The organism is Microcoleus sp. FACHB-68 (genome assembly GCF_014695715.1).
Lineage (GTDB): Bacteria > Cyanobacteriota > Cyanobacteriia > Cyanobacteriales > Oscillatoriaceae > FACHB-68.
The window spans coordinates 22,557-47,680 of the sequence record NZ_JACJOT010000008.1 but is presented as its reverse complement, the minus strand read 5'-3'; the positions used below and the strand labels follow the sequence as shown (position 1 = coordinate 47,680).

The following is a 25,124-nucleotide window of genomic DNA, read 5'->3' as shown; positions in this document are numbered from 1 at the left end:
CTGCCTCTCCTCACCTCTTCTCTGATTTAATTTCCCCCCGCCCTGACGGTAGAATCAAGACAGATGCGGCAAACTGATGAAGCCGACTCGCCGGTACAGGTGTAAGCCGCTAAAAATGCACCTTGCGGGTTGAAGACGCGGATATTGTAGCGATAATCCTGAGCAACAAGGCCAAACTCGTTGAGAAATTGGTAGCGTTCTAAATAGTTGAGCAAACTCCAGAATTGCCGGTTAACAACGAGATCCACTCGGCCTCCATCGGCAGCGGGATAAGCCAGCCAATTATCCAGCAGCTTGCCCCCAAATTGTTCTGCCGCCCACCACAAGCTAGGGTTGGTGATGCCTTGTTGAGAAATCGTATTGCGGGTAATGATGGGCGCTGGTGGGACGGATGCCGCATCTAAAAGATTTAAATCCAGCGGTTCAGTAGCCGGTAGCGGTGCAGCACATTGTCTTTGAATAATTTGTGCCAGAGGAATCTCTTCAAACTCAGTGGCGGGTGTTTGAGTGAGTGCTGCCGGCGCAACGCTTGCACCCACACTCAATATCAGTAATGACAATAACCAGTTTGCAGTTTGCGATTTTGGCTTAACAATTTTCATAGCAATCAAAAATCCGTAGTTTCCCAAGAATCTCCACAGACTATGACGAATAAATTTCTGGGAAAAATCCCCAATTGCCAATATTTATAACCCCCAGCCTTGAACCCATCTGTGTTTATCTGTATATGCCTGCCGGCACGCTCCGCTATCATCTGTGTGGATCTGTGGTTAAAAACATCCAATTTTCATCTCTTCTCCCTAACCCCAAAGCCGGCGACCCTCCGGCCCTTTGAGGCGCTGATGCGCGTCTTGCAGCAAAGCAGGAATGTTTAATTGTTCCGGACAGCGCGGCAAACAGTCGCCACACTCAGTACACCGGCTGCCCTTCATACCGGGAAACCAGTGGCCGGCATTTTCAAACATTGCGTAACGGTATTTCCCATACTCGCTCATCTCGTAGGCAACCGCCAAATTCCGCAGCCTCAACACTTCCGGAATATTAATGTTTTCCGGACAAGGTAAGCAGGCGTAGCACTGACTACACTTGTCTGTACCCAAGGCAGTTAGCGCGTGAGTTTCCAGACGCTTAAATACTTCTATTTCCGCCGGCATCAAGGGTTCATCTTGGTCAGCAACGCTCAGTGGCCATTCCAATTCCTCTGGATTGGCAGCACCTAGACTGAGGGTGGTGACGCGGGGATCGCTCAATAAAAATCGATAATTCAACGCTAACGGCGAAAAAGGATGGCACAACTGCTCTAAGGTTGCCGGTGGCGTGTAAAGTTGACCACCCTTATCTGCCGGCGAAATAATTAACACACCCATATCTTTTTGGTGGGCCAATTCCACTGCCGGTGCGTTGCGTTGGAAAAAATAATAATAATGCAGATTGACAAATTCAAATAAATCTGAATTAATTGCGGCTAAAATCACTTCAAGCGGGCCATGTGTCGAAAAGCCAACGTGCCGCACTTTGCCATCTGCAACTGCCTGCTGCACTGCTTGCATACAGCCGTCGGCAGCTAGCACCCACTCCAAATGCTGGGGCGTATTTATCCCGTGAATCGCCAAACAGTCCACCCACTCTACACCCAGCCGGTCTAAGGATTCATCAATACACCGGCTCATCTCGCCGGCATCTTGGGTGGGAGGGATTTTAGTGGTGATATACAAATGCTCGCGTCTTGCCGGCATTTCCCTTAATGCCGCCCCCAGATACTCCTCACTTTTGCCATATCCCCTGGCGGTTTCTAAGTGATTAATTCCCAAGGCAACCGCTTGTCGCACTGTCGCTACAGCGTTTTCTGGGGAAGCCAAATAGCGCATGGTTCCTAAAGAAAACACCGACAGGTACAGATTGGTTTTACCAAGCCGGTGGTAGTGCATCGTCAGTGCTGAGTCTTGAGTGCTGAGTGCTGAGTTAAACGCAGCCCGGAGGGCGAAGCATGAGCGGATCAGTATTTGCTTCAGCCCAGAGACTTTGTGCGCTTATGCTATGCCCCTACGAGGTTTCGCCACTGCTAAAAGGCCCGCGTTGGATAAAATCTTCAGGACTTAAGTTAGAAATAAACGCTCGGAAAGCTTGCCGTTCTGCTTCGTCTGCGTCTCGATCAACGGGAATAGAAGCATCGGCAATTACTTCTTCCATCACCCAGATGGGGGTATTCGTACGCAAAGCCAGAGCGATCGCATCACTAGGACGCGCATCAATTTCTTTTTTGACCTCCCCGTGGCGAACCGTCAGCACCGCATAGAATGTATTGTCTTGTAGCGAATGAATGATCACCCGCTCTAATGTCAAATTCCATTCTTCTAGAATATTGGCCATCAGGTCATGGGTTAGGGGCCGGGGAGGCGTTTGGTTTTCCAGCGCACTAATAATTGCCTTTGCCTGGTCTTGACCAATATAAATCGGAAGCGCACGTCGCTCCGCAGCATCTCTCAGCAGCACTATTGGGCTGCGGGTTGCTGCATCCAGTGCAATTCCAGCGACTTTCATCTCAATCATCTGCTCAGCCTCTTAGAACACTGTCGGCAAAGGATAGGAACGAGCTAGGCGTAAATCAACGGGCTTTTAATGCCACAAAATCAACCGCTTGAACATCCAGTTAATAATAAAAAGTAACTGATTTAAAGTCGATATAGTTAAACAAGAATAAAGTGGCAACTCCATCAAAAAGATGGGCACCGGCATTCAGCCGCTTAGCCGCTCGATAGACTCCCTGCATTCCAGTATGCCCTGATCTTTACCCCGATTGACAATGACTGCTCCCAGAATTTGCCAAAAAAGTTGACACTGGAAGAAGGCGGGATCGTTGCCGGCATTTTATCATTCGGTTAAAAACGCACGTTAAACTCAAATTTTCTTAAAAAACCGTGTTTACAGGACTCATTCAAGCATTAGGCACGATTAATTACCTGGGTTCGCAGCAATTGCAAGTTTTATGCGCCTCTGCTGGTTCCAGCGTAATTTTGCAAGATTTGGCCATTGGAGACAGCGTTGCTGTTGATGGCGTTTGTTTAACAGTGGTGGAAATTTTACAGCGCGGTTTTGTGGCGACGGCGTCCCCAGAAACCTTGCGCCGCACCACATTGGGACACCAAGAGCTGAGTAACGCTTTTGTTAATTTAGAAACGTCGCTGCGAGTAGGCAGCAAGCTGGGGGGCCATTTCGTCACCGGCCATGTGGATGGCACCGGCTGTCTGCAAGAGTCGGTGCAAACTGCGACTTCTTGGGAAATGAGTTTTACGGTGCCGGCAGGACAAATTGCTCGTTACATTGTCCCGAAAGGCAGTATCGCCGTTAATGGTGTCAGCTTAACGGTGGCTGATTGCGATCGCGCCGGCAGTTGGTTTAAAGTTGCCGTCATTCCCCACAGTTTTGCCGAAACCAACCTGCAATACCTCAAACCCGGTAGCTTGGTGAATTTGGAGGGGGATATTTTAGGCAAATACGTGGAAAAGTTTCTTGGTTTTGGCTCAAATCAATCTTCAGCCGAAATGCCGGCGCTAGAGTCACCCGCTACTGATAATGGCTGGGATGACATCTCACCGGCATTTTTAGCTGAGCATGGATTTCTTTGATTGACCCTGCTCCTTTGCCTTAATTCTCTCTTAACCGTTAGCTAGCACCGGGTTGAGGAGCGGATTGAGTCGCTGGCTTAGGAGCTGATTGAGCCGTTGGTTTGGGAGCGGATTGAGCCGTTTCTACGGCTTTAACAAGCCGAGCCAAGGCGTACTCTAGCTGAGCACCGGGGTCGAGGGTTTCCCAACCCTTTGCCGTTAGCTGACGGAATTCAAAGTGGAGGTGCGGGCCGGTAGAGTTGCCGGTGCTGCCGACTTGGCCAAGCACCGATCCCTGCTCCACCACATCGCCTGGTTTGACTAAAATTTGTGAGAGGTGGCCATAGAGGGTTTCTTCTGTGCCCTGATTGTGTTTTAAGATAACCGCTAAACCGTAGCCGCCTAGATAGTCTGCGATTTCTACCTTACCTGTAAGGGCAGCTAAAACCGGCGCTCCCATTGGTGCTCCGATATCCGTGCCGGCGTGGAAACTACTCCCGCCAGAAATCGGATGAATTCGCCATCCAAACGCTGAAGTAATCGGAGCCGGCATACTCAGCGGAAAGAGCAGGCTGGTATTGCCATTACCCGGTAAGCCGAGAAGGCGAGGCGATGAGGGGTTGTAGTAGTACCCACCCGTGCTGGGAGGCGCGACATTGCCAACACTAACTCCACCGGACGCAACCTCAAAGACTCCAACTGAAACCGGCTGAAGCTCTGCCACCGGCGCTTCTTCAATTTCTGCATAGCGTTGTGCCGGCACAGGTTGAGCATAGGGTTGCGCCGGCACAGGTTGAGCATAGGGTTGCGCCGGCTGTGAGGGAACATAAGGCTGCGTCGCCACAGGTTGGATAGACTGTGGCACCGGCAGAGTCTGCGCGTAAGGCTGCACCGGCTGCGGGGGAACGTAAGGCTGCGCCTCCAGACTCGGTAAAGTCCCGCCATTTATGGCAGTCGGCAGATCGGCAACGGGAGGCGGTGGCGGTGGAAGAATCAAAGAATTACTTGCCGGTGGAGACTGGGGTTGAGTGGCACTGTCACACAAGTTGCCCGACACCCCTTGCCCTTTCCCTACAACCGCTTCACAGCCGGTAGAGCGTTCAGACAAAACCACTGAATTGGGTTCTTCGTAAGTTTTTGTTGCCCCAAGGCTGTAGCTTGTGGGGTCAATATAAACATTACTGTAATCAATAGGAGCTTGAGCTTTTGTAGGCGCAGAAGCGGGCGAAGTTTCTGGCAGGGCGATTGAATTTGGCAAAGGGATGGGTTCTGTTGCCACCTGCGGCTGTTCTTTTGGCACTAACCGCTCTGCAGCCGTTGGCGTTTGCGCCTCCACCGGCACTGGAGAGGGTTCTAGTTCCACCGCCAGGGGTGCTGGTTCCGGGGCAGCAGGCGGTGGCACCGGATCGGCAGCAAGGGGTGCCGGTTCTACTGGAGCCGGTGCGGGTGCCATCGCCTCTACAGGGACGGGTTCTGGGGCGGCTGGAGCCGGTTGCACCCACTGAGGAATTTTTTCAGGAATTTCTATAGAGGGAGCGGATTCAAGCGCCACAGGTGCCGGCTCCACCGGCGCGATTTCCAAACTTACGGGCGTTTCATAAGCAGTTTTATCAATTGCTGCATCCGGTGTTGTCTGGCTTTGCGCCCACACCATGCCGCTGCTTAGCATTCCAATACTGCTAATCCAACTCATTACCCGTACTAGCGGGGTATGATTAGAACCCGGCTTTGCTGAACGTTGCTGCATAACATCCCCACACGAATCTGAGAAACACTGCTTGTGTAATGAACTAATTTCATTTGCCCTATCTCATCTATCACTTAGACAAGCGGACAAATCGCTGATAGATAGATAATTGACTGATAACTGGTGTGAGTAGAGCGCTTTTTGGTGTTCTTGGTGCCTTAGTGATTGGCCATGACACCCTTAATGCGGCACACCCTGATACTTCTTCCTTCCTTGTAAAAGAATATCTGTCGGAAGCAGGAAGAGGGGCACCGATAATTTTATCCTGATAAGGGAGTTATACACTTAATATTTGTAACCCAAAGCAATTGTTCCAGGCTGGAGACAAATTTCTGAGCCGGCTGGATCGGCATGGAAGCGGACTTGTAGCTCACCCTGAGAAGAGACCCCCACGACAACTCCCTGACGCCCCTCTACGACAATCGGCTTGCCCAAGCTTGTCAAAAATGCACAGTAAGCCGGCAGCAACTCTGCTATTCCCTTCTCGGCCAAAAACTGGTATCCGGACGCCAACCCTCGCAGGGTAACAGCGGCCAGCATTTCCAGCGATGCAATCGAAGGGCACACTTCCTCAGTACAGAAAGATTGTAGATTAATGCCGGTTTCAGGAACTTCGTTGGCCCAGTTGATGCCCACACCCACGACCGCTTTCGCAATTTTCCCTTGATGCACGCGAGTTTCGGTTAGGATGCCTCCTAATTTGCGTTCCGCTAGGATTAAGTCATTGGGCCATTTGAGCGAGACGGGAATGCCCCATTCTCTTAAGGCGGCTGCAATACCCCAAGCACTGCAAAGGGTTAACTGAGCACTCTGGGAAGCCGGCAACCTTGGCTCAATCGCCAGAGATAGATACAATCCCCCCGGTTGAGACTGCCACTGCCGGCCCCACTGACCGCGTCCAGCCGTTTGCTGGCTGGCAATTGCAACCGTTCCCGCACCGGCACCCTGATCAATTAACTCCCAGAGCGTCTGGTTTGTCGAGACGAGCCGGTTAAAAATATGGACGGTAAACGGTGTCTGGTCGCATCCAAGTCTTAAGGTTGACTGGAGGGCTGTCTCCAACCGCTCTTGACTAAATCCCACAGTAGCTGTCAAGTTGATAGACTGAGGGCTAAGTTAACACAAAAACCGATTAGCTGGCGGATGAATTTTGGATTTTGGATGAGTCTAAAATCTAAAATCTAAAATCTAAATCCCTAAAAATTCCTATGTATAGTTGGAACTGGCGCACTTGGAACGGACGGTCTTATCTCACCTGTAGCCTTTTGGAGCAATGGCCACACGGTTTTTTTACACACCAGTTTTGGCCACAATCCCCCGATGAACTGGTGGCAGCGCTGCAGCCATCTGCTGAGGTTTACCGAGTGAAACAGGTACACGGCAACACTGTTTTCAAAACAGGTGAAGTGATGCCGGTGTCTGTTGTCAGAGGAGAATCTTTTGAGGAGGAAAATGCTGCCACGCAAGCGGCAGATGAACCCCAGAATTTTTTCGAGGCGGATGGCTTAGCGACACAAAACTCCCAGCAGGCGGTGTGGGTTTGCAGCGCGGATTGCACGCCGGTGCTGATTGCTGACTCGCACACAGGTCAAGTGGCGGCTGTTCATGCCGGCTGGCGCGGTACAGCGGCTAAAATTGTGCCGCAAGCGATTGCCAGACTTCAGGAGGAAGGCAGCCAACTGCATCAGTTGCGTGTGGCGATGGGTCCTGCGATCGCGGGTGAAGTTTACCAAGTTTCTGAGGAGGTGGCGGCTCAGGTGGGAGCTACAGTTGCCCCAACTGAGGACGTAGATTCTGTGCTGTCTACCCTACACCGGCTGCCGAATCCGCCGGTTTTAGAAGATCCTGAGCCAGGACGGGTGCGCTTGGATGTGCGGCGGACGATTTCACTGCAACTGGAACAGTTGGGAATTACTGCTGAGCAAGTGGCGATCGCACCTTATTGCACGTACCAATCCCCCGAATACTTTTTTTCCTACCGGCGGGACAACTTGAAAAAGGTGCAGTGGTCAGGGATTGTCAGCATCAAGCCGGCAAACAAATAGGCCGGTTCAATCTCAGCGATCCTGAACCTCGCTTAAACCTGTTGTATTCAAACAATACAAGTGGCATCAAGATTAACAGCGGTAACCAGAAAGCTGTGCGGAGTGTGGTGTGTAACTCAAATCGGGATGTGACTTTTACTGAGCCGGCAGGTTTCTTCTCAATTAGGACAACTTCCTGATTGGCCTGCCGGTTTTTCATTGCTGCCGGCCACCCGATTGCGCGTTGTCGATGCCGGTTCATTCCTTCTCAGACTCCTTCCGGCTTCTATCAGGATTCTCAATTCGGTGCGCCACAGCGTTTGAAACACTGTAGGGACGCAATCATCTATTGATCCCCTCCTGTGGCGGATGAATGGCAGTGAGAACCGTTATATTTAAGCAAGCGGTATAATACAGGGCTGTCAAATGGGGGAGTGGCTAATTCCTAGCAGCGGCTTCCAATCGCGATAGTAAGGGAGAAAGAATTCTATTAATTTAAATTAAAAAATTACAGCGTCTTGTAACAATAACGTCATTCAAAGAGTCTTTGCTGAATGCAAAACTTGTAGGCAGATATCAGGCTAAGCTAAGTTGAAGGGGAGGGAGGTCTATTGGATAATGAGTGAGCAAAGTAACTACGAAACGCTAGGGGTTACAGAAAACGCGACGTTTGATGAAATCCAAGAAGCACGCAATCAACTGGTGCAGCAGTGCGGCGGGGATCGTAAGCGTGTGGAAATGATTGAAGCGGCTTATGATGCCATCCTGATGGATCGGTTGCGGCAGCGTCAAGAAGGCAAAATCAAGGTTCCGGAAGGCATTCGTTTTCCAGAAAAATTAGCCCAAGCGCCACCTAAACCCGCGCCGGCACCACCGAAGCAAGGTCCTGCTTGGTTGCAAAAGTTCATTGATACCCCCAGCCGGACAGATATTTTATGGCCGGCTGGCTTGTTTGCCACGTTGAGTGTCCTCAGCATCACCTCAGCAGCCGGTGCATCTTTACTGCAACTTGCTCTGGCTTTGGGTGTGGGGGCAACGCTCTATTTTCTTAATCGTAAGGAAAACCGATTCGGTCGCGCTGTATTACTGACGATCACCGGCTTGGTTTTTGGTTTGGTCTTAGGGGGGCTGCTTTCGCAATTTGGTGCAACTGGTTTGACAGAGGAGAAGTTCATCACCTTGGTGACGTTTGTCGTCCTCTGGTTAGTCAGCAGCTTTTTGCGCTAGCTTTGAACACCGCTCACTTCCTTTATATGGGGGCGGTTCCCATACATTCGTGTCAAGTTAAGCATTTGGGCGAATAAAATATTGCTTGGCAATGCGACCCTAAGGCGGCTAGACAAGCGAAGTCTACAGCCGAGGGTTTATTTGTCTAGCTGTGCTTTCAATCGGCAGAAACCAACAAGAAACATGGGGTGCATGGCTATTAAGCACCCTACTTTCACCTCAGCGAGTGGAAATCGGCTATAAATCCCAGCTCACTTTTGCCGTTGGGTTTGGTGAAGGAATGTGTCGTTTCGGCTGCTTCGTTTGAGCTGTTCTTGTTCGATCGCTTCAAATAAAGCCCGAAAGTTGCCTTCTCCAAACCCTCTCGCGTGTAACCGGCGCTCAATTAGCTCAAAAAAGAACGTGGGTTGGCCAAAAATGGGCTGGGTGAATATCTGTAACAGCAAGGCGTCGGGTGTCTCTTCATGCCAGTCCACTAGAACTCGGCTGCGCTCAATTTCCTCCCATTCCGCTTCCGCCAGATGAACTTTATGCCGGCATCGCAGTTGGGTGTAGTAAGTTGGCGGAACTTGGATAAATGGCAAACCCTTGTGGCGCAACTGCTCGACTAAAGGGACAATATTGCCGGTGCGTAAGGCGATGTGCTGGATTCCTGAACCTCGATTAATGTCCAGAAACTCTTGAATTTGGGAATTGACAGAGGTAGGCTCATTAATCGGCAACTGCACGACGCCATCGGCATGAACCATTACCTGAGAGTGCAATCCCGAACGTTCTGTTTGAATTGCAAACGCCTGCTGCGGCTGAAATCCCAAAGTTTTCTCATACCAGGCAACTGCACGCTTTAAGTCACCGGCAGCCACGTTAAGCACCACATGATCGATGCCGGTGAGTTGAAGTGCTAAGTCTTGAGTTTTGACTTTTGAGTGGGGGTGAAGGGTGAATTCGACACCCCCCATAGCCGCCGCACTCTTTCGCCCCAAAAAGTTACAAACGTCGTCTTCCTGTGTATCTATCGCTTCGATTAAAGTATGTTTTAGGTCGCCCCAACCGGCAATTTGACTCCACTTCAGATGCCCTCGATTGAGTGGCTGCTGCCGCACCGGCTGTAATACTTGAGCGCCGGCAGCGATGGCTTTAGCCATCACCGCGTCAATATTTTGCACACGAAACGCGACATCGGCGATACCGTCTGGATGTTGTTGAAGAAATTGGCCGGCTGGGCTGGACGCTGTTAGGGGTGAAGATAGAAAAAAGTAAACTGGCCCATTTTTAACAATTTCAGTGCGGGTGTGGTTGCCGGTGAAACTGGCGACGGCTTGAAAACCCAGCTGGTTCACAAACCAGTCTTGTGACGCTGTTGCATCTTCAACGTAGAAGTGAACGTGGTCAATCTGCATGAAGATAAACTGAATTCGCTGGAACGGTCAAATAAATTTGTTGAACTTTGCTATTTGCTAATTTAAGCTGCACTTAAAAGTCAACATTTAGCCATCAGCTATGTGGCTTTCTTGAAGTTTAGGGCACTCATCGTTAGCCAAGGCTGATATCAGTCAATACTGTTTAAAAGAATAAGTGACTTTCTGGCTGAATATTAATCTCCATTGGCACCGCCTGCGGTTCAGCAGACAAGGCATAAACAATCGCACCGGCAGCCGTTTCAGCACTCAGCATTTTTTTCCGGTCTACTTTTAAGGTAATGTCATCCCAGAAAGGAGTATCGACGCCGCCAAAGTACAGCAGTGTGAATTTGATGCCAAAGCGCTTAAGTTCATCTGCCATGCACTTGCTGAACCCAACAACCCCAAATTTGGAAGCGCAGTAAGCCGATGCCATTGCCATCGAATGCTTGCCTAAAATTCCCACCACGTTGCAAATATGACCCGACTGCTGTTCTTTCATGTGCTGTGCGGCTGCTTGAGTGGTGTAGAAACTGCCTTTGAGGTTAACATCTATCATTGCGTTGAGTTCAGCCGGCTCGATTTGGTGGCCCGGTTTTAAGATGCCGGCACCGGCTGCATTTACCAAAGCGTCTATCTGACCAAATTGGCCCACTGCTTTTTTCATCAGTCTATCAACTTGCAGCGGATCGGTAATGTCGCAAGGCACCGGCATCAGTTGCATCGGCGAGAGTAATTCCGCTGCCAACGCATCTAAGCGCGAACTATTTCTGGCGGCGAGTACAAGCTGTGCGCCGGCTTTGGCTAGCTGGCGTGTAACTGCTGAACCGATGCCGCCGGTGGCTCCAACAACGACAACGACTTTGTCTTGCATAGCTTTTTATGTTTCTTTATGACTTTAGCTATAATACACACAAAAATACTTTTTTGTGGCTCTTGAAGGTGATTTAAAATGATAAACTGTAAGCCGACTATAAATCATTCTGTTGATAGATGCAAGCATAAGAACCAGCCGGTAAAGTAGAAATCAGGGTTGCTCTGATTTGATTTATTTTATACCTTTTTTTTGTTGTTCATAAATATGTAAAAACTTATTTGAGGCTTTCAACGCCAACAACATGAGGAGTGCCAGTAATCGATCAAATATAGCAATTTTAAATTCGATTCAAATCTTCTTACTTATCGCAAAGCATAAATGCCCTCAAATGAAGGTGAGCTACGTCATCGTTTATCAAATCGTACAAATCATTAATTAAAGAGCTTATAGGATTTTTAATGAAATAAGATTTTTAAATTATACTTATTTTTAATAGATTAAACCTTTGACATAAACCAACAATTTTGACAAACATCTGTATATGCTAATCGGCATACTACGCTATCATGCGTGGCTTATAAAAATAATTTAAAAATAGGATTTTCGTTAAATTCATTTAATTTTAATTACAATAATAAAATTTAAATTAACTTAAACTTGCGAAAGAGAAACTAAATACTGATTTTCAATATTTTTGACTTTAAAACCGCTACAAGATAACAAAAATTTAGAGAGTTTACTGCCTAACTTTAAGGCTGTCATCACCTTAGTAATCGGTTGACCATAGTGCTTGTAAAATTCAGCGCCCACATTTGAGAGTGAAACGAAGCTTTCCGGAGAGTTAGCAGTTAAAGCCATAACAATTTTCACGAGTGCTTGTTCCATCTCATCTTTAGAAGTAATATTTAATGGAGTTTGAGACAGAACTTTCGCTGTAGTTATCTGGTCAGGTGTTTGAGTTTCAAGCGCAGCAGACGAACGAGCCGGCTGAAATAAAGTAACATAGAATTCCGATTTTTCTGCCGGCTGATGCACCACAAAATCGGCAGGATAATTCACAAAAATATCTTGGGCTTTTTTTCCCGGTAAGTGGCCCGTCACCACTTGGTTAATTTGAGTTTTATATTTAACTTGATAAAGTTGTGAGATCCGCGAAAGTTTCACCCACTGATTAGAAGTATTTTTTTGTTCTTCTAATATTAAATTTTTAACTTGGTGAATAAATTGATCAATCGTCGGGATCGGTTTGATTGCATAGGTTTGCGTGTTGCCGGTGATACTATTGACAACTATGATAGTTTCTCCCTGTTTGCGAACGAGATAAACCGTTAATCCTTGGGCTTGTAATGTATTGCGAAGATGTAGCAATGCCTTATCTGACGAACAAATTAATACTTCTTTTGCAGTTGGGTAGTGCAAGAAAATTGATGCCCCCACAGTTGCCATTTTTATATCAGCGCTATCTTTAGAAGCTGGGACATGAATAAGTTCATAACTGCGTCCGTGATATTCAATATCTTGCTTACCCATACTGCGCCAATTTGCAAAGGCAATCTTAATCCGAATTGGATAGGTGCAGCAGCCGGCTAGGAAGTTTTCTGTTTCAACATTTAGCGGTAAATTTTCGGCATCAAGAAGCAGAACCGCCGTTGCAGAGTCCGTTGATTCCGCCCTTACCCTGGCGAAATTGTCTGCCGGCTTTGACTCCTCTACTTGATTCGAGGAAATAACGGTTTCTGTCTGGGTGATTTGACGAAGATTTTCCATGACTTCACTGAAAGTTGAAGACACAAAAAAGCTAGGTAACAAAAAATTATCAAAAACTTTAATGGTTTTGACAATTAATTCATTTTTATCTTCCGTTTTGCTGAATTCTTCAACAACTTTAACGAAAAATTTATCTTGAAATTTTTGACTCTCCCACGGCTGATTTTTAAATTTTTCATTCAGCCATTCAGGATGGCTTAGATAGATGGAAAAAATGGCTTGGCAGACATAGCGACTAATTGATTGGATAACAGATGAATGGTTCATCGGCTTTAAACGGGAGTCTTCTAGCATAGCTATTACAACATGGAGTGGAGTCTCACCCCATAATAAGAGACGGAGATTTACACATCTTAATCATGGCGAGAGATTTGCGCGGGTTTATCAAAATTTTAGAAGAACGGGGACAACTACGGCGGATTAATGCCTTAGTTGACCCTAATTTGGAAATTGCAGAGATTTCTAACCGGATGTTGCAAGCAGGCGGGCCGGCGCTGCTGTTTGAGAATGTCAAAGGCGCAGCGTATCCGGTGGCGATCAACCTGCTGGGAACCGAGGAACGGGTTTGCTGGGCGATGAATATGGAAAAACCGGCAGAATTGGAGGAATTGGGCAAGAAGCTGGCGATGCTACAGCAGCCGAAACCGCCGAAGAAAATTTCCCAGGCGGTAGAGTTTGGCAAGGTGTTATTTGATGTACTCAAGGCGAAACCGGGACGCGATTTTTTCCCGCCGTGTCATCAGGTGGTGCTTGAAGGGGAAGCTGTAGATTTGACGAAAATCCCGATGATTCGCCCTTATATGGGGGATGCCGGCAAAATTGTCACTTTAGGACTCGTGATTACTAAAGATTGCGAGACAGGAACGCCGAATGTCGGGGTTTACCGGCTACAGTTGCAATCTCGCAATACGATGACGGTACACTGGCTGTCGGTTCGGGGTGGGGCGCGACATTTACGGAAAGCGGCGGAACAGGGGAAGAAGTTGGAGGTGGCGATTGCCCTCGGTGTTGACCCGATGATTATCATGGCGGCTGCAACTCCGATTCCGGTAGACCTCTCAGAATGGCTGTTTGCGGGGCTTTACGGCGGTTCTGGGGTGAATCTGGCGAAGTGTAAGACGGTGGATTTGGAGGTGCCGGCGGACTCAGAATTTGTCTTAGAAGGAACGATTACGCCTGGGGAGGTGCTGCCGGATGGGCCTTTTGGCGATCACATGGGATATTACGGCGGCGTAGAAGATTCGCCGGTGATTCACTTCCACTGCATGACGCATCGCAAAGATCCGATTTATCTAACGACATTTAGCGGGCGTCCACCGAAAGAAGAGGCGATGATGGCAATTGCGCTAAATCGAATTTACACGCCTATTTTGCGGCAGCAAGTGTCAGAAATTGTTGACTTTTTCCTACCAATGGAAGCGCTCAGTTATAAAGCCGCAATTATTTCCATTGATAAGGCGTATCCGGGTCAAGCGCGGCGGGCAGCTTTGGCGTTTTGGAGTGCTCTACCGCAATTTACTTACACGAAGTTTGTGATTGTTGTCGATAAAGATATCAACATTCGTGATCCGCGTCAAGTGGTGTGGGCAATTAGTTCAAAAGTTGACCCGGTGCGAGATGTTTTTATTCTGCCAGAGACACCATTTGACACATTGGATTTTGCGAGTGAAAAGATTGGATTGGGAGGACGGATGGGAATTGATGCAACAACAAAGATTCCGCCGGAAACCCAGCATGAATGGGGCGAACCTTTAGAGTCTGATCCGGATGTAGCGGCGATGGTTGAGCGTCGTTGGGCTGAGTATGGTTTAGCGGATTTAAAGTTAGATGAAGTTAATCCGAATTTGTTTGGTTATGACGTGAGATAAGGAAACGTTAAGAAAGCGGTAAAAGAGCGACTGTAAATGTGCGAGCAATTACGGTCGCTCTGGTTTATGCCGGCTTCTCCTGCAAAGACTTTTTATCCAGTAAAATAGCCGTCGGCATCCTATTTTCAACTAATAATGCAAAATTGCAAAATAACAGGAGCCACTTCAGCAGCGTAGCCGGCTAAAACCTTCTCGGCTTCCTCATCAAATGCACTGCCATCTGTGCGGTTTAAAGCCATCAGCGCACCCAAAAGTTTATCTTCATAAATAACCGGCACGGCCAAAGCAGTTTTAATCCCCATCGCTTTAGCATGATCCTGACGAACTCGGCTATCCCCTTCAGTTTGGCAAACTAAAACCGGCACCCGTCCCTGAAACGCAACGCCGCACAAACCAGAATTTGCCGAAGTATTTTTTTTATCTACAATCGCCTCAGCGTGTTTACCTGCCGCCGCCGCATAATAAACAACTTCTCCCCCAGACTCCGCCAGCGCTACGACGGCTGTTTCAGCATTGACAATTTCCTGAGCGAATTTAGCAATATCATCCAAGATTTGACGATTCTGACTCACTGTTAAAATCTCCTTATCCGCAATTTATCTTAACTTCAAATCTGAAGAGGAAAGTCTCCTTATCCTAGATTGATTAAACTCATTCAAGTTCGCTCGGCTCGATTAACAGTTTTTGTAACGACCGGCAGTGCCGGCTCTAAAAATTCATCCAACATCTAATAATAGGGAGGTGGAAAAGCAATAAGCAACGCTCAACCGCCTCCACGCTCCCTATTTATTAAACGATTCTAACGTGAAATCGCGTCAGCCTCTCGAAGTTTGTGATAGCGCTTTCGGCTATCTCTAGACAGCGGTGCAGCCATCAATAAAACCCTTTCCAAAAACCAAGGCGCGATGCGATTGCCCAAGACAGCTAAATGACTTTGCCAACCAACTAAAATTTCGGGGGAATTCTTTCGCAAGCCGGTGATCAATGCTTGCGCTACCTTTTTGGGTGTTGTTGGCACTACCCAGCGAAACCAATGCAAATCTCGCGCCATATCCGTATCCGTTAAAGAAGGTAACAAAGCGATTACCCGGATATTGTATTGCGCTAACTCGCCACGCAACGCTTGCGTAAACCCTAAAATTGCAAACTTTGTCGCAGAATAAGTCGTCATCGTCGGTGCTGCCACCTTACCCATCAAACTCGAAACATTGACAATGGTGCCTTCCCGTTGGGTTGCCATCCGCCGCGCAACCAAGCGCGTCATCGTATACATTCCCATTAAATTAATGGCAATTTCTTGCTGCACATTTGGCAATTTAGTTTTCAAGAAAGGCGCTTGATGGGCGACACCGGCACAATTCACTAAAAGTTGAATAGGGCCGTGATTTCGCCAAGCCTGGGCAATGGCAATATTCACCTCCACCGGCTGCGCTAAATCCAAAGCCAAAATAATCGCTTCTGCGCCTAGTGCTTCAATTTCAGCGGCAACTTCAGCCAATCGTTCGTGATCCCGCGCTACTAATAACAACCGCTTCGCTCCTTGTTGTGCCATTTCTAGAGCGATCTCTCGCCCAATTCCACGGGAAGCGCCTGTAATTAGAGCTGTTTTTCCTTGAACGTTCATAATTAAAACCTCCAGAGTTGAGCAGTCACTGCTGTACTTTTCACATTTGCTTTGGGTCAAAATTTTGTATCCACAACCCTGAGCAATCAAAGACACAAACACTGACAACTCATTGCATGATTCGTGAAACTAAACCTTTCAAAACCTGATATTTCCCAGAAACTCACAGTAGAACCGGATTTATCTAGACGAATCTGAGAAATTGTGATCAGGAATACTTTAGGAAAGCCTGGGTTGAGCCGGCAAAACGCAAAGGATTTGATGTAGTAACGGCATAGAGTATCCTCCAGCGTTTTTTAAGCTATCAAGATATTTCTCTGACGTTCTTGAAGAACGTTGAAGCAGAGCATTTGGAGAAACATCTTTCAGTCATACCAGGAATCAATTCCTTACTAAATGGACAGGATTGATGTAGAGCATAAATGGCACATCTCCTCGATACAAGTATCTACCAGAATCAGCCTTATGCACACCCTAACAAGTAAATCAAGAGAGTGCAATATATTTTAATAAAAACTCTGTTACATTTCTTTACATAAGCTGGAAACCTTCTCATACAAGGGTTTAAATTTTCTTATTTATTTTGTGATCGTGATCGCAGACACCTAAAATAGCCGGCTAAATTTCGCAGCAGGCGCAAGAATACCTCACCGGGTTGGGTGAACCCGTTAGCATGAGGGCATCGTTAGTATCGAGCCGGCAAAATAAATATGAGAGCGATTAAAGCAACAGAAATTCATGTCTAAAAAATAAAAAGAAGACTCAGAATATTTTCAAGTTGTCTCAGTCGCAGAAATTGCAACCAAATACTGACAAATAATCGCCGGTCATTCTCAAGAGGTGTTGTCGGTCGCTTTTAGTCGAAATGGAGAAACTTTAGCCACCGGCAGCCGTGACACAACAATTAACATTTGGGAAATGTGACGGAACGTGTTCTCTTGGGTTCTAGCCGGCAATTTTGATGGGACTATGGTGCCGGCAAAATGTCACCACTGGATCTCGTAAATTGATAATTTTTTGTAGCGATCGGTTCCTAAACCCATCTTGGCTGAAGAAGGTGGGAAGCTGCCTATAATTGAGAAAGTTGTAAGATATCAGAGCAGTGGGAAAGCCCAGAATTCAGCACTTTCGCTGGAAACGAGCTGCGCTGATTCGCTTCTAGCTAGGTAGAATCATGGGAGATTCATAGAAGCTGGACATGGACTGGACAACTCCCCTGAAATTTCAACAAGCTGATTTTATTAAAAGGCTGAAGTCAGATGCGGCAAATCTGCTGCACTCTCAAACCAGAGGTTGCCACAGTGAATTGATGGTTCTCTCAGGTGAGAAGTTGACAAAAATTCGAGACTTTTGCCGGCAGACAGCCGTAAATATCGAGCAACACTCTCCAGCTAGTGATATAATACCTAGCTTTTTAAAACAAAAGTTGGGTCAAGCAGTGATCGCCACCTATTTAGAAAGTTTGGCAGTGGAAATAGATCCGCTAAGACGCCGAAAAACGCAAGATTCTGTCGATTTTACTTTACTTTTTGACTCAAACCTTGGCATTCAGGTCAAAACAGAATACGGCAACATGGATTCTGTTCGGTGGTCTATCTCTGTTGAAGAAGTTAAGCAAAATGTTGCCATAGTCTGCATTTTGCTTCAAGAAGAAGTCAGTGCAGACCGGCAAATCTATCACGCCATTGTGGCCGGTTTTGCCCCCACCAATACCATTGCAATTCGTCAGGGGCAAGTCAACCTGGGAATCGCAGACCTGCTTTATGCAGGAGGCTTACGCAGCTATCTAGAATCTTTCAAAACAGAATCAAGCTTCAGTGACGGGTTACATATTCTCACCGGCAGTTCCAACTATGTCTATCCCTTTGCAATTAGCGCAGATGGAGAAATCCTTGCCAGTAGCAATTATGACGGCAGCGTTAAGCTGTGGCAGTTGAATAACAAAGAATTGCAAGCAGCGCTATCAGGGCAGTCTTGGTCATTTTATCCCATCGCTACCGGCGGAGGCGGGCAAATCCTCGCCAGTGGCAGCACAGACAAAAAGCTTTATCAATGTCATGCAGGAACCGGATCACTGCGTCATTCCCTTGCCGGCCATAGTAGCGGCGTGAGTTCCATTACTATCAGTGCAGACCGACAAATCCTAATTAGTGGCGGTTACGACGGATCACTAAAAATTTGGGATTTAGAAACCGGCAAACTACAGCGCCGGATAGCAGCACACGCCGGCACAGTCAGACCGATAGCCATTAGTTATGATCGCAAGATCCTCGCCACCGGCAGTATTGACAAAACACTGAAAGTATGGTCATTAGACACCGGCGAAGTGCTGCGAATATTGCCGGTGCGGACAGATCCAGTCGTTTCCATCGCAATTAGTCCCGACGATCAAACCCTTGTCAGTGGCTCCCAAGACGGAACAATTGACATCTGGCATCTAGACACCGGCGAACTAAAAAGCACTCTTCCAGGGCATTCAGGCACAGTCAGAGCCATTGCCATCAGTCCCGATGGTCAAACCCTTGCCACCGGCAGTACAGAAAAAACGATAAAACTGTGGGACGTGCAAACTGGGGAATTGAAATCCACCCTCACAGGTCATTCAGACCCAATTATTAACGTCGCCCCCAACCCGAACGGCCAAAGTCTAGAGCTGAGTTTACTACGTCACCAAAATCCCGGCTGGAGGGATTAAAGGATTGCTAAAAGCCAAGTAGGAGAATACCCCCATGCCCAATGCCCCATGCCCAATGCCCCATGCCCAATGCCCAATGCCCCATGCCCAATGCCCAATGCCCCATGCCCCATGCCCAATGCCCCTCTTAGCAAAAAATTCAAGATTAGGATATAAAAAAAAGGTAAATATGCCCACCTAAAAAATTGCACCTTTAAAAAAATGGCACCCCCATCACTGCCGACAGTCCTGCTCGTGGACGGCTACAACATCATTGGTATTTGGCCCGACCTGACAAAGACACGCGATCATGATGGCATGGAGTCAGCACGGAGGGAATTAATTGAAGCTTTAGTCAATTACAGCGCCTTCCAGGGATTTGAGACGCGCCTTGTGTTCGACGCGCAATATCAAGACACGGGCAGCACTCGTGAAGAAATTACGCGCCACGTATCAGTCCACTACACCGGCTTTGGGCAAACTGCAGATACCTACATTGAAAAAATCTGTGCCAACTGTCGCCACGAATTTACTAAGTTAAAACAGCGGGTGATTGTGGCCACATCAGACCGGGCACAGCAACTCACCGTTGTCGGTTATGGGGCAGAATGGATGTCAGCGCAACAACTAGCGTATGATATTGAAGCGATAGGCAATCAAGTGCGACGCAAACAGCAATCCTCGAAGCCTTCGGCTCGTCGTCTGTTAGCAAGTTCTTTAGACCCTATAGCTCAGCAGCGTTTAGCGCAGCTGCGGATGGGCCGGCGACCGTGATCCAAACACTGCTCACGACCTCCCCCAAAAAAAAGTTGATAAAGGTACTTGCCAAATCCCCTAAAGTATCGTTATTATAAAAAACGCGTTCCTCGGTAGCTCAGTGGTAGAGCGGTCGGCTGTTAACCGATTGGTCGCTGGTTCGAATCCGGCCCGGGGAGTTAAAAAATTTTGGATTTTAGATGCGAGAATTTTAGATTTAACACTTAATCTAAAATCTGGAGCCTAAGATTTGAAATTTGATCAATTCATGTCCCAATCTGCAAATTTGCCATGTGAGCCATCTAGTTGGGCTAAGTTATGGTCGCTTGACGCGGCGGTGACTTATCTCAATCACGGTTCATTCGGAGCTTGTCCCAAAAGCGTGCTGGCTGCTCAACAACAGCTGCGGGAGCAACTGGAACGAGAGCCGGTACGGTTTTTTGTCCGGGAGTTGGAACCGTTGTTGGATGAAGCCCGCAACCGGCTGGCAAACTTTGTGGGTGCCGGCACTGATGAGTTGGCGTTTATCCCCAATGCGACAACCGGCGTCAATGCGGTGCTGCGTTCGTTGCATTTTGAGCCTGGGGATGAGCTGCTCACGACAGATCATGAATACAACGCTTGCCGTAACGCCCTGAATTTTATCGCAGAGCGTGCTGGTGCGCGCATTGTGGTCGCGCCAGTGCCGTTTCCCATCGAATCACCGGCACAGGTGGTTGAAGCGGTGTTAGAGCGCGTTTCACCCAAAACCCGGCTGGCGCTGCTGGATCATGTCAGCAGTCAAACTGCTTTGATTTTCCCAATTCAGGAAATAGTCCGCCGGCTGGCAGAAGTCGGCGTGGATACGCTGGTCGATGGTTCTCATGCGCCGGGGATGCTGCCGCTCAATTTACGCGAAATTGGGGCGGCTTATTACACCGGCAACTGTCATAAATGGCTGTGTGCGCCTAAAGGGGCGGCATTTCTGTATGTGCGATCCGACCGGCAGCAAGGAATTCGCCCACTGACTATCAGCCACGGTGCCAACTCACCGCGCCAGGATCGTTCCCGCTTCCAGCTCGAATTTGATTGGATGGGAACCGATGATCCAACGGCGTCCCTATGCGTGCCGGTGGCGATTGCGTTCATGGGTTCGCTGCTAGACGGCGGTTGGCCGGAATTAATGGCAAAAAATAAAACCCTGGTGCTAGCGGCGCGGCAGATACTCCTAGAACGCTTGGGGATACCGGCACCCTGTCCGGATGAAATGATCGGGTCGATGGCGGCGCTGCCGGTGTCTGACGGCAACTATCTAGCGTTGCACGATACGTTGTTTGACCAGTTTGGGTTAGAGGTGCCGGTGATTCCTTGGCCGGCTGCTCCTCACCGGCTGATTCGCATTTCAGCACAGATTTATAATTCCCTAGAGCAGTATGAATATTTGGCTGAGGTGTTGCAGAAGGTGTTGGATTAAATGTTTTTATTCAAGTGAGAAGTTGAGCCGGCAGCGCGGGGATCAGGAGATTTTTTCACTGAAAGAAACCTGTTAGACTTGTTGCAAAAGTCGGAGTTTTTAATCCAAATCACAGATTCAGGATTTTTGAATTCTACGAGAGGTTTATTGAAAACCGGCTTTTTTGCTTGACTGATTTTTAATTAAAAAAAAGCGTTCCTTTTTGAAGAAACGCTTTTGAAATTTAGTTTACTAGCTTGCCGGTTTTTCAGAGCAAGCCGGTGTTGTAATGTTTGAGATGTTTTTTGATGGCTGAAATGCTGAGCTAAGCAATCTCTAGAAATTCATCTCGGCGGCTTGAACTTTCTCGACCTGTTTTTTCTTCAGGACGAGCAGAATTTGAGACAAGGTGGCAATCCCAAAGAAGGCCATTAATCCTTTGATTCGGGTAGCACTTTGTAAGACGATTTCAACGTCTCTCTGACCGAAACCGCCAACATTGGGGTTAGAAGTTAAGAGTTCACCGGCTGCAACTTCTTGTCCTTCAGAAACGATCAATTCCGGGCCGGCTGGCACGGTGTCAACCACTGTTTTGCCATCTGCGGTTTGGATCGTTACTTCATAACCACCATCTTCGGGCTTATTAATTTTGGCAACGGTGCCGGCAGCGGAAGCGTTAAAAACGGCATTATTGCTCTTGTCGCCGGTGGGGTAAATCTGGCCGCGACCACGATTTGCGCCGACATGAACGGAGTATTTCCCAAAGTGGACATTTTTATCTGTTTCCGGATTGGGAGAAAGTACGGGGAAGATAATCTCTTGATATTGCTCACCCGGTAATGGGCCAACGATCACAACGTTGTCTTGACCCTCTTTATAAGTTTGGAAATAGACGCCCTCGACTTTTTCCTTCATTTCTTCGGGAATTCTGTCTTCAGGAGCGATTTTGAAGCCTTCTGGCAACATCACGACGGCACCTACATTCAGTCCGCCTTTGCTGCCATCACCCAAGACTTGCTGCACGCTAGTGTCGTAGGGAATTTTTACCACTGCCTCAAACACGCTGTCTGGCAGAACGGATTGAGGGATTTCTACGAGCGTAGGTTTTGCAGCCAAGTGACAGTTGGCACAAACAATTCGACCCGTGGCTTCACGGGGAGTTTCAGGGGCAGTTTGCTGCGCCCAGAAGGGATAGGCGGCAGCAGACTGGGGCAAGGCTAGATCGCCGGCCAAAAAAATGGCCATCGTTGCGATTGCAATCAGCACACTTTTGGCAACAACCCGGTAGCTGCCAAGCAACATCACCGACAAGTCAAATTTCTTCATCTGGAATTGGAAGATTTCAGCAACAAAGGTCAATCAATTGTCATTGGTCGTTGGTCATTTGTCATCGTCATTTCTCAAAAGCTTGCAGACAAAAGACAAAAGACAAAGAACAATCTAAAAGTTAAACGCGATTAGGCCCACCACGGATCGTCGCCGGTGCGGAAGTCTGTTTCCGTCCAGGGCGTGAAGGTGATTTTATCATCGGCTACTGTGGCGTGAGCGAGTGCCAAAGACAAGGGTGCCGGCCCGCGAACGACTTTGCCGGTGTTGTCATACTGAGAACCGTGGCAAGGACAAATAAATTTGTTCTCGCTGGCGTTCCAAGGGACAACGCAACCCAGGTGGGTACATACGGCGTTGATACCGTAATTGGAGATCGCTTGGTTCGTGTCTACCACAACGTAGGTGGGGTCGCCTTTGAGACCTTGCGCTAAGGCACGCTCACCGGCATTATGGCTGGCCAAAAATTTAGTGACGCTGATATCGTTACCCAGCGCATCTTTGGCAGTCACACCACCACCGGCAGCGCCGGTTGAGGGCGGGATAAAATACTTGATCACTGGATACAGGGCACCCAGCGCTGTGCCGGTGACTGCACCAAAGGTTAGAAAATTCATAAATTGACGACGCCCCATGCTGGGCACGTCTGCAGATCCAGAAGCTTGAGCCATGACCTATGCTGATGTATGTGTTAAGTTATTTGTCTAATCCAACCATAAGACAATTGGTTTAGGCAGACTACTTTTGTGATTTTAGTCAGTCTGCACCAACCGGCCAGGATACTACAATTCCTTTCAGAATGCACGTTACAGGCTTTGTGAGAGTATTATTGCATTTTTTGAAGTTAGTATCGAATTCTTAATAAATGTAAAGGCGCTAGCCTAGTCTTCAAAAATATGCTAGCGTTAAAGGCTTATTATCAAGTTACGTTTCTCAGCAGCCAGACATCTGGCACTCGCTTTTGTTAAAGCGTTTGCTTCGTTAGCTTTACAGCCAAAATCAAAAATCGGTATTGTAATCAATGACCGGCAACGATCTGCGCCAACTGTTGCTGAATAAATGGGGACGCTCATACGATATTCAACTGCGGCGGACTCGAGGGAAAATTTTTGTTCAGGTCATGTGGAAGTACCTGGAACAAGCCTCTTTTCCTATGGATGAGGGAGATTATATAGCCCATCTCGATGCGATTGCGAGTTATCTTCATGCTTGGGATAGCGTGGCACAAGTGGAAAAGTATATTCAGCACACACGCGAAAACCCCCGCCTTGGCAAAGCGGTCAGCATTCCTTTAGACTTGGGTGAACGAGCGTCTGAATGGCTGCTGGAACAGTTTTAAGGTTGAGGCATTGGGTTTCGTTAATCGAGAAGCTTTGCCGATTAAGCTGTTTTTTTGTGCTGGAAACAAGATTCATTAAACTAACAATTTGAATCGGGTAACACCGGCAGCGTTACGGTAAACGTTGTGCCAACTCCCACTTCACTTTCAACCGAGATGTTGCCGCCATGCAGTTCCACTGCTTGTTTAACAATTGCTAGTCCTAATCCTGTGCCGGCGCAGGCAGAAGCATTTTGAGCGCGATGAAAAAGCTCAAACAGGTGTTCCCGATCCTCCAAGGGAATCCCTACGCCCTGATCTTTGATGCGAATCATGATCTTACCCTTGATGCCGGCAAGTTCTAAGCTGATTGAACTAGCTTCAGGTGAATATTTTACCGCGTTCAAGAACAAATTAAGCAGGATTTGGCGAAGCAGGGTTTTGTCAGCAATGACTGTATCCCACGGGCAATTATTAGAAAAAATCAGCCGATGGTTTGTTTCAGTGATAATTTGAACATCTTGCCAAACCTCTTTGCAAAGTTTGGGTAAAAGAAGAGGCGATTTGTTGATTTTTAAAGTTCCAACTTCAGCCTTGCTAATGGTGATAAATCCTTCAATTAGCTCGACTGTGTTGTTGATAACTTCAGAAATTTTATTGAAATATTTCTGCCTCAGATCCGAGGTCATTTTTTGACTGTGAAGCTTGAGGAGGCTGCTAGCCGCTGCGATCAGTGTTAAAGATGCTCGGAACTCATGAGACACCATTGAAACGAAATGATTTTTGAGTGCTTTTTCTTTTTGCAGTGCGTCTTGCAGTGAGACTTCTGCCTGTTTTCGCTCGGTAATATCTTCGACTGTCCCTTCATAACCGAGCATTTTGCCGTTAGCATCAAAAATAGCGCGGAGGTTTTCACAAATCCAAATTTTACTGCCATCTAGGCGATAAATCTGAGATTCAAATTTGTAGACGTTTGCCTGGTGCTGCAACAAATGGATCAACTCTGTATGCCGGCCTGAAGCGACATACAATAAAGCTTTCAGATTAATAGCACAAGCTGTCATTTCTGCCGGCATCTCATAACCGCAGATGCGAGTTAATGCCAAATTTGCCATTAAAAAACGCCCGCTCGTTGTTGCTTGAAACATCCCCACAACCGCGTTTTCCACAAAGCTGCGGTACATGACTTCAGTTGGCGTTGGCATTTGCTCAGCTAGCTCTCTGCTGGAGAGGAGTCTAGATTCAAACTCTGTTACGTGAGGCTCTAGAAGTTCGACTTTCAAAGACATTGTTTAGCACGCTCGATAAGTCACAAACGCTGTATGGTTCCAGTCAACGGATCTTCTCTTCTAACCTAACGTATGCAGCCATCAGGGGGTGGCAATTCAATTAAGACCGCAAACAATTAGGGTTAAACGCTACTGAGCGGTAGATGTCATCCAGTCCTTATAGCAGAGGTAAGGAATTTTAGAGGTTCAGGGTGATGCTTTTCATCAGTGGTATAGATCCGGGTTTTTGGGTTTCCATTCCTAACTATAA

23 protein-coding genes and 1 tRNA gene are annotated in these 25,124 nt (G+C 47.7%); 10 read left to right on the top strand and 14 right to left on the bottom strand.

Features of this window, described 5'->3' with window-relative positions; genetic code table 11:
• Nucleotides 1–26: 26 nt before the first annotated feature.
• The 3 genes from H6F73_RS09240 to H6F73_RS09230 all read right to left on the bottom strand — a co-directional run bounded on the left by H6F73_RS09240 (nucleotide 27) and on the right by H6F73_RS09230 (nucleotide 2,550).
• A complete protein-coding gene (locus tag H6F73_RS09240; protein ID WP_190758520.1) occupies nucleotides 27–560 on the bottom strand; it encodes a hypothetical protein in 534 nt (177 codons plus the stop codon).
• A gap of 240 nt (nucleotides 561–800) precedes the next feature.
• Nucleotides 801–1,928, bottom strand: coding sequence for an aldo/keto reductase (locus tag H6F73_RS09235; protein ID WP_190758519.1), 1,128 nt, complete (start codon nucleotides 1,926–1,928; stop codon nucleotides 801–803).
• Nucleotides 1,929–2,043: 115 nt separating this feature from the next.
• Nucleotides 2,044–2,550 (bottom strand): bifunctional nuclease family protein, encoded by a 507-nt coding sequence (locus H6F73_RS09230; RefSeq protein ID WP_190664820.1) that lies wholly within the window; start codon nucleotides 2,548–2,550, stop codon nucleotides 2,044–2,046.
• Nucleotides 2,551–2,918: 368 nt separating this feature from the next.
• On the opposite strand from H6F73_RS09230, the gene H6F73_RS09225 reads away from it, so the two are divergent.
• Nucleotides 2,919–3,626, top strand: coding sequence for a riboflavin synthase (locus H6F73_RS09225; protein WP_190758518.1), 708 nt, complete (start codon nucleotides 2,919–2,921; stop codon nucleotides 3,624–3,626).
• A 37-nt stretch (nucleotides 3,627–3,663) separates the two neighbouring features.
• Here H6F73_RS09225 and H6F73_RS26240 read toward each other — a convergent pair whose 3' ends face one another.
• The gene (locus H6F73_RS26240) at nucleotides 3,664–5,352 is read right to left on the bottom strand and encodes a M23 family metallopeptidase (protein WP_190758517.1); all 1,689 of its coding nucleotides are present in this window, start codon (nucleotides 5,350–5,352) and stop codon (nucleotides 3,664–3,666) included.
• A gap of 285 nt (nucleotides 5,353–5,637) precedes the next feature.
• A complete protein-coding gene (locus H6F73_RS09215) occupies nucleotides 5,638–6,435 on the bottom strand; it encodes a biotin--[acetyl-CoA-carboxylase] ligase (protein ID WP_190758516.1) in 798 nt (265 codons plus the stop codon).
• A 125-nt stretch (nucleotides 6,436–6,560) separates the two neighbouring features.
• Here H6F73_RS09215 and pgeF point away from each other — a divergent pair, with 125 nt between their 5' ends.
• On the top strand, nucleotides 6,561–7,397 hold the full coding sequence (gene pgeF / locus H6F73_RS09210; RefSeq protein ID WP_190758515.1) for a peptidoglycan editing factor PgeF: 837 nt from the start codon (nucleotides 6,561–6,563) through the stop codon (nucleotides 7,395–7,397).
• On the opposite strand, the gene H6F73_RS09205 is transcribed toward pgeF, so the two are convergent.
• Nucleotides 7,378–7,638 carry a hypothetical protein gene (locus tag H6F73_RS09205; RefSeq protein ID WP_190758514.1) on the bottom strand — a complete coding sequence of 87 codons (261 nt, stop codon included), beginning with the start codon at nucleotides 7,636–7,638 and terminating at the stop codon, nucleotides 7,378–7,380. The two genes, pgeF and H6F73_RS09205, sit on opposite strands and share 20 nt — an antisense overlap.
• A 356-nt stretch (nucleotides 7,639–7,994) precedes the next feature.
• Here H6F73_RS09205 and H6F73_RS09200 point away from each other — a divergent pair, with 356 nt between their 5' ends.
• On the top strand, nucleotides 7,995–8,603 hold the full coding sequence (locus tag H6F73_RS09200) for a CPP1-like family protein (RefSeq protein ID WP_190758513.1): 609 nt from the start codon (nucleotides 7,995–7,997) through the stop codon (nucleotides 8,601–8,603).
• Between the two features lie 251 nt (nucleotides 8,604–8,854).
• On the opposite strand, the gene hppD is transcribed toward H6F73_RS09200, so the two are convergent.
• The 3 genes from hppD to H6F73_RS09185 all read right to left on the bottom strand — a co-directional run bounded on the left by hppD (nucleotide 8,855) and on the right by H6F73_RS09185 (nucleotide 12,854).
• On the bottom strand, nucleotides 8,855–10,003 hold the full coding sequence (gene hppD / locus H6F73_RS09195; RefSeq protein WP_190758512.1) for a 4-hydroxyphenylpyruvate dioxygenase: 1,149 nt from the start codon (nucleotides 10,001–10,003) through the stop codon (nucleotides 8,855–8,857).
• A gap of 163 nt (nucleotides 10,004–10,166) precedes the next feature.
• Nucleotides 10,167–10,877, bottom strand: a complete 711-nt coding sequence (locus H6F73_RS09190) for an SDR family oxidoreductase (protein ID WP_190758511.1) — start codon at nucleotides 10,875–10,877, stop codon at nucleotides 10,167–10,169.
• Between the two features lie 594 nt (nucleotides 10,878–11,471).
• Nucleotides 11,472–12,854: an NYN domain-containing protein gene (locus H6F73_RS09185; protein ID WP_206754742.1), complete on the bottom strand. Its 1,383-nt coding sequence runs from the start codon at nucleotides 12,852–12,854 to the stop codon at nucleotides 11,472–11,474.
• A 92-nt stretch (nucleotides 12,855–12,946) separates the two neighbouring features.
• On the opposite strand from H6F73_RS09185, the gene H6F73_RS09180 reads away from it, so the two are divergent.
• Complete coding sequence (locus H6F73_RS09180) at nucleotides 12,947–14,455, top strand: UbiD family decarboxylase (protein WP_190758509.1); 1,509 nt, start codon at nucleotides 12,947–12,949, stop codon at nucleotides 14,453–14,455.
• A gap of 125 nt (nucleotides 14,456–14,580) precedes the next feature.
• On the opposite strand, the gene H6F73_RS09175 is transcribed toward H6F73_RS09180, so the two are convergent.
• Nucleotides 14,581–15,027 carry a GAF domain-containing protein gene (locus tag H6F73_RS09175; protein WP_190758508.1) on the bottom strand — a complete coding sequence of 149 codons (447 nt, stop codon included), beginning with the start codon at nucleotides 15,025–15,027 and terminating at the stop codon, nucleotides 14,581–14,583.
• Nucleotides 15,028–15,254: 227 nt separating this feature from the next.
• Nucleotides 15,255–16,079 carry an SDR family oxidoreductase gene (locus tag H6F73_RS09170; RefSeq protein WP_190758507.1) on the bottom strand — a complete coding sequence of 275 codons (825 nt, stop codon included), beginning with the start codon at nucleotides 16,077–16,079 and terminating at the stop codon, nucleotides 15,255–15,257.
• Between the two features lie 816 nt (nucleotides 16,080–16,895).
• Between H6F73_RS09170 and H6F73_RS27250 the strand changes: the two genes are divergently transcribed.
• The 5 genes from H6F73_RS27250 (at nucleotide 16,896) to H6F73_RS09145 (ending at nucleotide 20,962) form a co-directional block, all read left to right on the top strand.
• Nucleotides 16,896–17,003: a hypothetical protein gene (locus tag H6F73_RS27250; protein ID WP_190759583.1), complete on the top strand. Its 108-nt coding sequence runs from the start codon at nucleotides 16,896–16,898 to the stop codon at nucleotides 17,001–17,003.
• 274 nt (nucleotides 17,004–17,277) lie between these two features.
• Entirely contained in the window at nucleotides 17,278–18,774 is a 1,497-nt protein-coding gene (locus H6F73_RS09160; protein WP_190758506.1) for a WD40 repeat domain-containing protein, read from the top strand.
• A 201-nt stretch (nucleotides 18,775–18,975) separates the two neighbouring features.
• Nucleotides 18,976–19,527 (top strand): NYN domain-containing protein, encoded by a 552-nt coding sequence (locus H6F73_RS09155; protein ID WP_147685541.1) that lies wholly within the window; start codon nucleotides 18,976–18,978, stop codon nucleotides 19,525–19,527.
• 89 nt (nucleotides 19,528–19,616) lie between these two features.
• Nucleotides 19,617–19,688, top strand: a tRNA-Asn gene (locus H6F73_RS09150).
• An 89-nt stretch (nucleotides 19,689–19,777) separates the two neighbouring features.
• Nucleotides 19,778–20,962: an aminotransferase class V-fold PLP-dependent enzyme gene (locus H6F73_RS09145; RefSeq protein ID WP_190758505.1), complete on the top strand. Its 1,185-nt coding sequence runs from the start codon at nucleotides 19,778–19,780 to the stop codon at nucleotides 20,960–20,962.
• A 315-nt stretch (nucleotides 20,963–21,277) separates the two neighbouring features.
• Here H6F73_RS09145 and petA read toward each other — a convergent pair whose 3' ends face one another.
• Both petA and petC read right to left on the bottom strand, forming a co-directional pair.
• Nucleotides 21,278–22,267 carry a cytochrome f gene (gene petA, locus H6F73_RS09140; protein ID WP_190664948.1) on the bottom strand — a complete coding sequence of 330 codons (990 nt, stop codon included), beginning with the start codon at nucleotides 22,265–22,267 and terminating at the stop codon, nucleotides 21,278–21,280.
• 131 nt (nucleotides 22,268–22,398) lie between these two features.
• The gene (gene petC, locus H6F73_RS09135; RefSeq protein WP_190758504.1) at nucleotides 22,399–22,938 is read right to left on the bottom strand and encodes a cytochrome b6-f complex iron-sulfur subunit; all 540 of its coding nucleotides are present in this window, start codon (nucleotides 22,936–22,938) and stop codon (nucleotides 22,399–22,401) included.
• 350 nt (nucleotides 22,939–23,288) lie between these two features.
• Between petC and H6F73_RS09130 the strand changes: the two genes are divergently transcribed.
• A complete protein-coding gene (locus H6F73_RS09130; protein ID WP_190758503.1) occupies nucleotides 23,289–23,606 on the top strand; it encodes a DUF3067 family protein in 318 nt (105 codons plus the stop codon).
• Nucleotides 23,607–23,686: 80 nt separating this feature from the next.
• Here the strand turns inward: H6F73_RS09130 and H6F73_RS09125 are convergent, their stop codons facing one another.
• Nucleotides 23,687–24,874 (bottom strand): PAS domain-containing sensor histidine kinase, encoded by a 1,188-nt coding sequence (locus H6F73_RS09125; protein WP_190758502.1) that lies wholly within the window; start codon nucleotides 24,872–24,874, stop codon nucleotides 23,687–23,689.
• Nucleotides 24,875–25,124: the final 250 nt, after the last annotated feature.

What these genes read in the sequence shown, in the direction of transcription:
- H6F73_RS09235 (WP_190758519.1), bottom strand. Translation starts at nt 1,928, where the DNA reads ATGCACTACCACCGGCTTGGTAAAACCAATCTGTACCTGTCGGTGTTT.
- H6F73_RS09230 (WP_190664820.1), bottom strand. Translation starts at nt 2,550, where the DNA reads ATGATTGAGATGAAAGTCGCTGGAATTGCACTGGATGCAGCAACCCGC.
- H6F73_RS26240 (WP_190758517.1), bottom strand. Translation starts at nt 5,352, where the DNA reads ATGCAGCAACGTTCAGCAAAGCCGGGTTCTAATCATACCCCGCTAGTA.
- pgeF (WP_190758515.1), top strand. Translation starts at nt 6,561, where the DNA reads ATGTATAGTTGGAACTGGCGCACTTGGAACGGACGGTCTTATCTCACC.
- H6F73_RS09205 (WP_190758514.1), bottom strand. Translation starts at nt 7,638, where the DNA reads ATGAACCGGCATCGACAACGCGCAATCGGGTGGCCGGCAGCAATGAAA.
- H6F73_RS09200 (WP_190758513.1), top strand. Translation starts at nt 7,995, where the DNA reads ATGAGTGAGCAAAGTAACTACGAAACGCTAGGGGTTACAGAAAACGCG.
- hppD (WP_190758512.1), bottom strand. Translation starts at nt 10,003, where the DNA reads ATGCAGATTGACCACGTTCACTTCTACGTTGAAGATGCAACAGCGTCA.
- H6F73_RS09190 (WP_190758511.1), bottom strand. Translation starts at nt 10,877, where the DNA reads ATGCAAGACAAAGTCGTTGTCGTTGTTGGAGCCACCGGCGGCATCGGT.
- H6F73_RS09185 (WP_206754742.1), bottom strand. Translation starts at nt 12,854, where the DNA reads ATGAACCATTCATCTGTTATCCAATCAATTAGTCGCTATGTCTGCCAA.
- H6F73_RS09180 (WP_190758509.1), top strand. Translation starts at nt 12,947, where the DNA reads ATGGCGAGAGATTTGCGCGGGTTTATCAAAATTTTAGAAGAACGGGGA.
- H6F73_RS09170 (WP_190758507.1), bottom strand. Translation starts at nt 16,079, where the DNA reads ATGAACGTTCAAGGAAAAACAGCTCTAATTACAGGCGCTTCCCGTGGA.
- H6F73_RS09160 (WP_190758506.1), top strand. Translation starts at nt 17,278, where the DNA reads ATGGACTGGACAACTCCCCTGAAATTTCAACAAGCTGATTTTATTAAA.
- H6F73_RS09155 (WP_147685541.1), top strand. Translation starts at nt 18,976, where the DNA reads ATGGCACCCCCATCACTGCCGACAGTCCTGCTCGTGGACGGCTACAAC.
- H6F73_RS09145 (WP_190758505.1), top strand. Translation starts at nt 19,778, where the DNA reads ATGTCCCAATCTGCAAATTTGCCATGTGAGCCATCTAGTTGGGCTAAG.
- petA (WP_190664948.1), bottom strand. Translation starts at nt 22,267, where the DNA reads ATGAAGAAATTTGACTTGTCGGTGATGTTGCTTGGCAGCTACCGGGTT.
- petC (WP_190758504.1), bottom strand. Translation starts at nt 22,938, where the DNA reads ATGGCTCAAGCTTCTGGATCTGCAGACGTGCCCAGCATGGGGCGTCGT.
- H6F73_RS09130 (WP_190758503.1), top strand. Translation starts at nt 23,289, where the DNA reads ATGACCGGCAACGATCTGCGCCAACTGTTGCTGAATAAATGGGGACGC.
- H6F73_RS09125 (WP_190758502.1), bottom strand. Translation starts at nt 24,874, where the DNA reads ATGTCTTTGAAAGTCGAACTTCTAGAGCCTCACGTAACAGAGTTTGAA.